Source organism: Pandoraea sp. PE-S2R-1, assembly GCF_002179865.1.
GTDB lineage: Bacteria > Pseudomonadota > Gammaproteobacteria > Burkholderiales > Burkholderiaceae > Pandoraea.
This window is the reverse complement of the sequence record NZ_NGUR01000009.1, coordinates 543,151-551,902: the sequence shown is the minus strand read 5'-3', so window position 1 is coordinate 551,902 and position 8,752 is coordinate 543,151. Positions and strand designations below refer to the sequence as shown.

The window sequence follows — 8,752 nt, the reverse complement described above, 5'->3', positions numbered from 1 at the left end:
TCGGCAAAGGGGGCGGCATGCTGACGCTCATCACCGTCGTCTCCAGCGCGGGCGGCGCCGGTCGCAGCACGGTGACCGCTCACCTTGCGGCCCAACTCGCGCAGGGCGAACACCCGGTCGCCGTCATCGAACTGGATGCGCAAAACAGTCTCGGCGCACTGCTCGGGCTGAGCGCTGCGAGCGAAAAAGGTGTGCTGACGCTCGGTGAAGCGCCGGCGGGCTGGCGTTCGCTGCTATCCGACACGCCGGCCAAAGTGCCGTTGCTGCCCGCAGGCCGGGCGTCTGCTGCGCAGGTGGCCGCGTTTGGCGAGTGGTTGCGCCGTGAGCCTGCCGGGCTGCGCCGCCAACTCGATGCACTCGGCTTGCCCGATGGCACCCGCGTGTTGATCGATACATCGCGCCTGCCGGGCGTCACGGCGCAGGCCGCCATCGCTGCGTCCGATCTCGTGCTCGGCGTGGTGCCGGTCACGACGACGGGCTATGTCACACAACCCGATCTCATGACCGCAGGCGGCCCCGGCTGTCAGATGGTGGCGAATTTTGCTGCGGCCAACTCGGCGTTGGGCACCGACCTGATGCAGATGATTCAGTCGCGTGGCGGCGACGCGATCGTGCCGGTGCGAATTCACCGGGACGATGCGGTCGGCACGGCGGCCGCGGGCGGTCTGCCGTTGTTCACGCACGGTGAAGGCTCGCAGGCGGCGCTCGACATCCTGCACTTGGCCGCATGGCTGCTGCGCGCAACGGCGCGTACGAGCGATGGCGTGGAGGAGGGTTCGCCATGATCAGCGACGCACTGCAAACGCTGTTCCGGCTGGGGCGCGAGACGCTCGCGATTCGCTTGCGGCTGCCGCGCCGCCCGGACGGGCGTGAGCCGGGGCCCATGCAGTGGATGCTCGCTGCCACCCTGCGTTCGCCGCGTCAGCAACTGCGGGTATCGCAGATGGCCGATCACGTCATCGCGCGCCTCGCCATGCGGCTCGACGTGCGCCAGCTCGACCAATGGCGCGACTGGTGGCTGCGCATCCTGTTTCAGCCGGCGCGCAAGGGCAGGGCCGACTATTTCGGCCGGGCTTTCGCGTGGGGCAACGAGCGTCTGACGCGTCGCGTCGGGGTACCGGCCGATGCCACCTTCTGGCAACTTGTCCGGGCAATGCTGTGGCGGCGCGCCGACCAGCGCCCGGCGTTTCCGCCCTATGTCGCGTGGCTCGCGTTTCGGAACAACAACGAGCGCTTCCGGCTATGGCTGGTGCAAACACTGTTCGGCATTCCCCCCGACACGCCCGCGCAACTGGCGCACCGATTCGACAAGCAACTCGAAACGGTGATGGAGTGGCGGGTGACGTCGGCCGTGGTGGCGCTGCTCGGCCTGTTCGGGGTGCTCTGGATCGTGACGACGCCGTTCGATCCGTTCGAGCAGCTGCTGTTCTCGATCTGCACGCTGACGCTCGCGCTCGTGTTCCGCCGGCTTGACAGCCAGTACTCGGTGCTGGTGCTCATCGGCCTGTCGCTGATCTCGACGGTGCGCTACGTGTGGTGGCGCCTGACTCAGTCGCTGGCGTTCGATACGGTGGCGGAGGCCACGGTCGGCTACATCCTCGTCGCGGCGGAAATGTACACGTGGCTGATTCTGCTGTTCGGTTACCTCCAGACGATCTGGCCGTTGCAGCGGCGCATTACGCCGCTGCCGCCCGACATGCGCGAATGGCCTACGGTCGACGTCTACATCCCGACGTATAACGAAGGGCTCGATGTGGTCCGCCCGACGGTCTACGCCGCGTGTGGCATCGACTGGCCGCCCGAGAAGATCAACATCTACCTGCTCGACGACGGCAGGCGCGAGGAAATGCGCGAGTTCGCCGCACAGGCGGGCGTGCATTACGTCACCCGCCCGGACAACAAGCATGCCAAGGCGGGCAACATCAATCACGCGTTGGGCAAGACGACGGGCGACTTCATCGCGATCTTCGACTGCGATCACATTCCCGTGCGCTCGTTCTTGCAGACGACGATGGGGTCATTTATCAAAGACCCGCGTTGTTCGCTCGTGCAAACGCCTCACCATTTCTTCTCGGACGATCCGTTCGAGCGCAATCTCGCCACGCGCGGAGCGGTGCCCAACGAAGGCCGCCTGTTCTACGGCATCGTGCAGGACGGCAACGACTTCTGGAATGCGGCGTTCTTCTGCGGCTCGTGCGCCGTGTTGCGCCGTACCGCGTTGAACGAAGTCGGCGGTGTGGCGATCGAGACCGTGACCGAAGACGCGCACACGGCGCTCAAGATGCACCGTCGCGGCTGGAACACCGTGTACCTCAAGGTGGTGCAGGCGGCGGGTCTGGCCACTGAATCGCTGTCGGGTCACGTGGGCCAGCGCATTCGCTGGGCGCGCGGCATGGCGCAGATTTTCCGCGTCGACAATCCGCTGTTCGGGCGTGGGCTGAAGTTCGGTCAGCGCATTTGCTATGCGAGCGCGATGCTGCACTTCTTCTACGGCATTCCGCGCATCGTGTTTCTGCTCGCGCCGATCTGCTACCTGTTCTTCGGCTTGCATATCGTACAGGCGGCGGCACTCAGCATCTGCGCCTACGTGCTGCCGCACATTGCCCACGCCAACATCGCCAACTCGCGAATACAGGGCAAGTACCGTCATTCGTTCTGGTCGGATGTCTACGAAGCGGTGCTTGCGTGGTACGTGGCGCTGCCGACGACGGTCGCGTTCATCAACCCGCGTTACGGCAAGTTCAACGTGACGGCCAAGGGCGGGCTGATCGAGCAGAGCTTCTTCGACTGGAGCATCTCGAAGCCGTACATGGTGCTGCTCGCCTTCAACGTGCTGGGCTTTCTCGCAGGCATCTTGCGCTTTTTCTATGGCCCGTCGCATGAGACCGGCGCGCTGGTCTTCAATCTGGCATGGGTGTCGTTCAATCTGGCGGTGCTTGGCGCTGCGGTGGCCGTGGCGACGGAAGTGCGGCAAGTGCGCCGCACGCACCGCGTGACGATGAGCATTCCTGCCGTGCTGTATCTGCCGGACGGCCGCACGTTGGCCTGCCACACGCGCGACTTTTCCGGCGGCGGTCTGGCCCTGCACATGCCTGTGGCGCTGGATTTGCCGGTCGGCACCGAGGCGCAGGTGGCGTTGTCGCGCGGCGAGCACGAATACGGGTTTCCGGTGAGCGTGGTGAATTCGCTCTCGCAAGACCTCTTCCTGTCGTTCATGCCGCTCACGGCGGAGCAGGACAAGCATCTCGTGCAATTCACCTTCGGGCGCGCCGACGCGTGGCGCGACTGGGACGCCGAGCGCACGCGCGACGAACCGATCAAGGCACTGTTCGAAATGCTGGCGATGGGCCTGCGCGGCTATCAGGTGCTGGCGAACTATTTGCTGGGCAAGCTCGTGGCGCGCTGGCAGAACCGGCTGCGCGGTGCACGTACGCGTTCGCAGCAGAGCACGCCGCAGGCGTAATGCATGCCTAATCGAGCGAAGAAAGAACCTAGGGACGGAACCTGACAATGGGCATCTGGAATCTTTACTTCATCTTGAAACTGGCGCTGCTGTGGGCTGGCATCATCGGCTTCCACGTGGTGCCGAACTTCATCTTCGCGGTGTTGCTGGCGATTCGCTTGCGCCCGCGATGGGCACGTATCCTGCGACAGGTGATCGCCGTGCCGGTCGGTGCCGGTCTGCTGTACTACGACTCGAACCTGCCGCCGTTTGCACGGTTCATCGAGCAACTGCCCGCGCTGCTGCAATTTCGCTTCTCGTACATCATCGAATTGCTGGGCCGGTTTGTGTCCACCCGCGACTGGTTGCTGCTCGCGATTCTGGTGCTGGCGTACTGGATCGTGAACCGATGGGTGCGCGTGACCACGTTCGTGCTGCTGGCGCTGTTGATCGTGCCGGGGGTGCTGCGTGTGGGCACGCTGGTGTCGGTGGCGCCGGTCGTCGCCGCGCAGGGCGGTACCACGGCGGTGGGCGCAGGTGCCACGGCCAGCGGGGGAGCCGCCGGTGCCGCCGGTGGCAGTGCAAACGACGTGGTAGTGGGCGATGGCGAGGTGCCGCCGGGTGCGAACCCGAACGCGGCGCTCAACTCGTTCTACGCGCGCGAGCTGACGCGTTCGGTCTCGTTGCCCGCGCAAGCGGGGGCAGGGCCGGACTTCGACATCATCTTCCTGCACATCTGCTCGCTCGCGCAGGACGATCTCGATGTCGACAATCTCGACAACCAGCCGCTGCTCTCGCGCTTTGACTTCGTGTTCAAGAACTTCAACTCGGCGGCGAGCTATAGCGGCCCGGCGGCCATTCGCGTGTTGCGCGCAGGCTGCGGCCAGCCGACGCACAAGGCGCTGTACGATCCGGCCGGTCCGCAGTGCTACGTGATGAGCGATCTGAAGAACCTCGGCTTTACGCCGAAGCTCGCGATGAATCACGACGGGCACTTCGACAACTTCATGCAGGAAGTCAAAGACAACTTCAACGTGCAGGGCATCACGCCGTTCGACAACACGCATGCGCGCGTGTCGATGCGCGCCTTCGACGAGACGCCGATCCACTCTGACGGCGATGTGCTGCAAGCATGGTGGAAACAGCGTACGGCCATGCCCGACAAGCGCGTGGCGCTGTACTACAACACGATCTCGCTGCACGACGGCAACCGGCTGGAGGGCTCCAAACTCACCAGCGTGCAGAGCTACCCGCTGCGCGCCAAGGCGATGTTCGACGACTTCAGTCAGTTCATCGACACCATTGCGCAGTCGGGTCGCAAGGCCGTGGTGGTGTTCGTGCCGGAACACGGTGCGGCGATTCGGGGCAGCAAGCTGCAAATCTCGGGCATGCGTGAAATTCCACTGCCGGAGATCACGCATGTGCCGGTCGCCGTGAAGCTGGTCGGTTTCGGCGACAGTGCCACGGCGGGCGGTGCGGGGCCGCATACCCCCGTGACGATTTCCACGCCGACGAGCTATCTCGCGCTGATGACGCTGGTCTCGCATCTGGTGGCGACCAACCCGTTCGCCGGCACCCCAGACCTCGCGCAATATGCAAACGATTTGCCGCAAACCGCCTTCGTGTCGGCCAACGAGCAGACGACGGTGATGAAGTACGACAGCAAGATGCTGATTCGCGGTGCCGATGGTGTCTGGCTCGATCTGAAGTCGCTGGAGTAGCCGCCGGGCATCGGTGCGGGTGGTGCGAGCGTCGCGGGAACGCGGCATGCGCGCTTGTGCAGGACACGTCAGGCCACCCGACAGGTGGCCTGACGTGTTTTAGCGGAATCGCGCATACTGTGCGTCTTGTTTGTCTTGTCCGTCTGGCCCGTTCGGGCGGGCAGCGCAGTCTCGCGTCACCCCTCGATCCGATGCTTCCGGGAGTTACCGTGCAATACACCAAATTTGGCCGCACCGGCCTGAACGTTTCCCGCCTTTGTCTGGGCACCATGACCTTCGGCTTGCAAACCGAAGAGGATGCGAGCCACGCGATTCTCGATCGCGCCACCGAGGCGGGTGTCAATTTCATCGACATCGCCGACGTCTACCCGCTGGGGAGTGACGAGACGCTGGGCGGGCGCACCGAGGAGATCGTCGGGCGCTGGCTCAAGGGCCGCCGCAGCCGCTTCATCGTCGCGACCAAGGCGTGTGGGTCCATGGGGCCGTCGCCGTGGGACCGGGGCGCGTCGCGCAAGCACCTGCTCGATGCCATCGACGCGTCGCTGCGCCGTCTGGGCACCGATTACGTCGATCTTTACCAATTGCACTCGGACGATACCGACACCCCCATCGACGAGACGCTCGAAGCCCTCGACACCATCGTGAAGTCGGGCAAGGCGCGCTACATCGGTGTGTCGAACTATCTGGCGTACCGGCTCGCGCGGGCGTTGGGCCGTGCCGATGTGCTGCGCGTGGCGCGCTTCGTGTCGGTGCAGCCGCGTTACAACCTGCTGTTCCGCCAGATCGAGCGCGAATTGCTGCCGTTGGCCAGCGAAGAAGGCCTCGCCGTGATCCCTTACAACCCACTGGCAGGTGGTCTGCTCACGGGCAAGTACCAGCACGGCGCTACGCCGAGCGAAGGGCGCTTCACGGAGAAGGTCGGCAAGGCGGGCGCGATGTACCAGCAGCGCTACTGGCACGAGCGGGAGTTCGCGACCATCGAAGCGCTCAAGGGCATCGCCAAGGAATCGGGCGAATCGCTCACGCGTCTGTCGCTGGCGTGGGTGCTGGCGAATCCGATCGTCACCTCCGCCATCATCGGCGCGAGCCGGGTGGACCAACTGACCGAGACGCTCGGCACCATCGACTACAAGCTCGACGCCGATCTCAAGGCGAAACTCGACGACACCTCGCTGGCCTATCGCTGGGGAGATGCGGCACGGTGACGCAGCCGTAACGGGTGGTATTCGTCACCTATCGGGCGGTATAGTGGAGGGGACGTCGCGTGGTTTGCCTGCTGAAACGGCGGGCGCCACACGACGTCCCCTCTCTCTTTTCCAGCGAGGCTGCTCATGACCAAACGCATTCTGCTTGCCACTGACGGCAGCGAGTCGTCGCGTCGCGCGCTACGCGAGGCGGCAGCCTTTGCGCGTAGCGGCGATGCGATCCGCGTCATTCACACGGTGGAAGATCCGGTCAATCTGCTGACGTCTGCGTTCGGCAAACTCATCGATCTGGAACAGGTGCGCCGCGACATGCAACGTGAGGGTGAAGAGCATCTGGCGCGCGCCGTGCTCTACCTGCGTGAAGAAGGGTTCGATGCGCAGGCGCATCTGCTGGATCTGCGCACGACCGGCGAAACGGTGCCCGAAGCGATGACGCGCGAGGCCAACGAATGGGCGGCCGACATCATCATCGTCGGCACGCACGGGCGTAGCGGGGTGCGACGCGCCATGCTCGGCAGCGTGGCCGAACAAATTCTGCGCAATGCGTTGGTGCCGGTGATGCTGGTCGCGGGTGAAGCGCGCGCGCATCTGCCGCTACGCGCGGGCGGTCATTACGAGCGCGTGCTCGTGGCGCTCGACGCGAGCGAGACATCGCGGCGTGCCTTCGACTATGCGCTGACGCTGGCGCGCACCCATGGCGCGACATTGCGCGTGGTGCACGTACTGGACTTGCCCGGACCGTTTCTGGCGGGCTTCGACCCCGAACCGATGCTCGAAGCCGTGCGCGCGGTGGGCGAGCAGGTGCGTGTGTGGGCTACGCAGCGCATGCATGAAGCGGAAGTGCCGGGGGAAGTGGAAATGCGAGAGATTGAGCCGGTGGGCGAAGGGGTGGCCGATCAGATCATCGCGGCGGGCCGGGACGCCGATGCGGATCTTATCGTGCTCGGCACCCACGGCCGACGTGGTTTTCGGCGCTTCACACTAGGCAGCGTGGCGGAAGATACGGCCCGCCACGCGGGCAGGCCGGTCCTGCTATTGCCGGCGCAAGCGCCGCACGTTGCCCCGGCCGCGCAGACCTGAAGCGATTCAGGTCAGGCGGCTGAATTGCCGGCCGTCGACAACTCGGCGACGAGTGTCTTGAGCGGCGTGGCGGCATCGGCCAGACGGGCCGGGTCGATCACCGCGCGGCGGCCGACCAGCTCGCGGGCGGCGAGGAATTCCTGCGCGCGGTTGATGCTGGCGGCGGCCACGACGGCGCCGTCGCGCAGATAGAACAGCATGAACACGGCCGCGCCCTGAGCGTCCGGCAGGCGGCGCTCGACCACGGCGTCGTGGCCTTCCGTCATCCCGACCATCTGCAACTTCGCGTTGAACTGATCCGACCAGAACCACGGTGCGGTGGCGACGGCCTTCGGGGCATCGCCATGCACGACGCTCGCGGCCACTTTGGCCATTTCGCTCGCGCTCGGCACCGATTCCAGACGAATACGGCGGCCCAGCGCCGGGTGTTCGTGATGGGCGCAGTCGCCCACGGCCAGAATGGCCGGATCGCTCGTACGGGCGAATTCGTCGACCACGATGCCGTTGTCCACGGCGAGGCCGGCGGCTTGCGCGAGTTCGGCGTTCGGCAGCACGCCGATGCCGACCACCACCACATCGGCGGGCAGACGCTGCTCACCGGCGACCACGGCCACGACCTGACCGTTCGCGTCTTGTTCGAGCGCAGACACACCGACACCGACTTGCACGTTCACGCCGTTCTCGCGATGCAGCGTCGCGAAGAAGTCGGCCAGATCGGCTTCGGCCACACGCGCGAGCAGGCGCGGCGCGGCTTCGAGCACCGTGACTGTCGTGCCAGCCTTGACGGCGCTTGCCGCCACTTCCAGACCGATATAACCACCACCGACCACGATCACGCGCTTGCCGGGGGTGAGCGCTTCGCGCAGACGCTGGGCGTCGGCGATGTCGCGCAGGTAGTAGACGTTGGCGGCGTCGCCGCCCGGCATCGGCAGACGGCGCACGCGACCGCCCAGTGCCAGTACCAGATGATCGTAGCCAAGCGTCTGGCCGTCGTCGAACGTCACGGTGCGTGCCGCGCGGTCGATGGCAGTGGCCGTGACGCCGAGACGCACGTCGATCTCTGCCTTCTCCCAGGCGTCGGCCGGGCGGATCAGCAAGCTGGCTTCGTCGGCCTGACCGGCCAGAAACGCCTTCGAGAGCGGCGGGCGGCGATAGGGCAGATGGGTCTCGCTGCCGGCGAGTACGATGCGGCCGGTGTAGCCAAGCGCACGCAGCGCGAGCGCGGTTTCGCCGCCGGCTTGACCGGCGCCGAGGATGACAGTGGTAGGAGTCATTGCTTCGGACATGTGGAAGTAGCGTTGGAG

Annotated in this window: 6 protein-coding genes; 5 read left to right on the top strand and 1 reads right to left on the bottom strand. The window is 65.6% G+C overall.

Annotated elements, in window-relative coordinates; all coding sequences use genetic code 11:
• The first annotated feature begins 17 nt into the window (after window positions 1-17).
• The 5 genes from CDV44_RS09530 to CDV44_RS28010 all read left to right on the top strand — a co-directional run bounded on the left by CDV44_RS09530 (window position 18) and on the right by CDV44_RS28010 (window position 7,448).
• Window positions 18-785: a cellulose synthase operon protein YhjQ/BcsQ gene (locus tag CDV44_RS09530; RefSeq protein ID WP_087687797.1), complete on the top strand. Its 768-nt coding sequence runs from the start codon at window positions 18-20 to the stop codon at window positions 783-785.
• Window positions 782-3,463, top strand: coding sequence for a UDP-forming cellulose synthase catalytic subunit (gene bcsA / locus CDV44_RS09525; RefSeq protein ID WP_087687796.1), 2,682 nt, complete (start codon window positions 782-784; stop codon window positions 3,461-3,463). Before CDV44_RS09530 ends, bcsA begins: the two co-directional genes overlap by 4 nt.
• Before the next feature lie 47 nt (window positions 3,464-3,510).
• Complete coding sequence (gene bcsG / locus CDV44_RS09520) at window positions 3,511-5,163, top strand: cellulose biosynthesis protein BcsG (RefSeq protein ID WP_087687795.1); 1,653 nt, start codon at window positions 3,511-3,513, stop codon at window positions 5,161-5,163.
• A 209-nt stretch (window positions 5,164-5,372) separates the two neighbouring features.
• Window positions 5,373-6,368 carry an aldo/keto reductase gene (locus CDV44_RS09515; RefSeq protein WP_087687794.1) on the top strand — a complete coding sequence of 332 codons (996 nt, stop codon included), beginning with the start codon at window positions 5,373-5,375 and terminating at the stop codon, window positions 6,366-6,368.
• 126 nt (window positions 6,369-6,494) lie between these two features.
• On the top strand, window positions 6,495-7,448 hold the full coding sequence (locus CDV44_RS28010; protein ID WP_170935920.1) for a universal stress protein: 954 nt from the start codon (window positions 6,495-6,497) through the stop codon (window positions 7,446-7,448).
• Between the two features lie 11 nt (window positions 7,449-7,459).
• On the opposite strand, the gene CDV44_RS09505 is transcribed toward CDV44_RS28010, so the two are convergent.
• Window positions 7,460-8,722, bottom strand: coding sequence for an NAD(P)/FAD-dependent oxidoreductase (locus tag CDV44_RS09505; RefSeq protein WP_249277475.1), 1,263 nt, complete (start codon window positions 8,720-8,722; stop codon window positions 7,460-7,462).
• Window positions 8,723-8,752: the final 30 nt, after the last annotated feature.

Excerpts from the sequence above, each read along its gene's own strand:
- CDV44_RS09530 (WP_087687797.1), top strand. The coding sequence starts at position 18 with ATGCTGACGCTCATCACCGTCGTCTCCAGCGCGGGCGGCGCCGGTCGC.
- bcsA (WP_087687796.1), top strand. The coding sequence starts at position 782 with ATGATCAGCGACGCACTGCAAACGCTGTTCCGGCTGGGGCGCGAGACG.
- bcsG (WP_087687795.1), top strand. The coding sequence starts at position 3,511 with ATGGGCATCTGGAATCTTTACTTCATCTTGAAACTGGCGCTGCTGTGG.
- CDV44_RS28010 (WP_170935920.1), top strand. The coding sequence starts at position 6,495 with ATGACCAAACGCATTCTGCTTGCCACTGACGGCAGCGAGTCGTCGCGT.
- CDV44_RS09505 (WP_249277475.1), bottom strand. The coding sequence starts at position 8,722 with ATGACTCCTACCACTGTCATCCTCGGCGCCGGTCAAGCCGGCGGCGAA.